Consider the following 931-nt stretch of genomic DNA (forward strand, 5'->3'; position numbering starts at 1 on the left):
CTTAGAGTCGGATTCGAAAAGCGTTCAACGATATCCATACCTTGCTAGCCGTCTGGTGATGAGACGAATGTGGGCGATCATGATCCACGCTTCGGCTGATGCGATGGAGCGTTCGACGTCTTTGGCCAATCTGCGGCATCTGCCAAGCCAGGCGAAGGTCCGTTCGACCACCCATCGACGCGGCAGAACCTCGAAGCCTTTCGCCTTGTCTGAGCGCTTGATGATCTCGATCGTCCAGCGCCCGATCTTTTTCAGTCGCCGCTTCAACTTATCGCCCGCATAGCCACCATCGGCGAAGACATGCAGCAACCATGGCCACCTGTGGCGGATGGATTTCAGGAGATCGGGAGCACCGTCGCGATCCTGGATGTCGGCGCTGTGCACCATGAGACCGACCATCAGGCCGAGCGTATCGACGATGATATGGCGCTTGCGGCCTTTGGTCTTCTTGCCCGCGTCATAGCCCCGGATGCCGCCGCTTTCGGTGGTTTTGACGCTCTGGCTATCGATCACACCGGCCGTCGGGCTTGCCTCCTTGCCCTCCAACTCGCGCGTTTCCATCACGAGACGATGGTTGATGCGTGGCCAAAGTCCCAACGCTCTCCATTCATAGAAATAGCGCTGGACGGTCGAGCAGGGTGGAAAATCCTTCGGCAGCATCCGCCATTGGCAACCCGTTGTGGCGATGTAAAGCAGGGCATTCACCACCTCTCGCAAATCCGTGGTCCGCGGGCGGCCCAAGCGGCGCGGCATTGGCAGGAAAGGCTGAACCAGACCCCATTCCCGATCCGTCATATCGCTTGCGTAGCGTGCCGTTCGCCGGGCATATTGCCGACGGGTGATTTTGGTCCAGGCCATCGTGGTCTCCATCGAATCTCGCAAATCCGAAGGAATCATAACCTGTTGAAATCACCCACCTCTTTTTGAGGCA

The 931-nt window shown here is 58.1% G+C and carries 1 protein-coding gene; it reads right to left on the reverse strand.

All coding sequences use genetic code 11. From position 1 onward, the window contains the following. Window positions 1-24: 24 nt before the first annotated feature. Entirely contained in the window at window positions 25-858 is an 834-nt protein-coding gene (locus HGP16_RS33690) for an IS5-like element ISRtr4 family transposase (protein WP_004126132.1), read from the reverse strand. Window positions 859-931 lie beyond the last annotated feature (73 nt).

The organism is Rhizobium sp. P40RR-XXII (assembly GCF_012641405.1).
GTDB lineage: Bacteria > Pseudomonadota > Alphaproteobacteria > Rhizobiales > Rhizobiaceae > Rhizobium.

Bases quoted from the DNA above. Each gene is read 5' to 3' on its own strand.
- HGP16_RS33690 (WP_004126132.1), bottom strand. From the start codon at position 858: ATGGCCTGGACCAAAATCACCCGTCGGCAATATGCCCGGCGAACGGCA.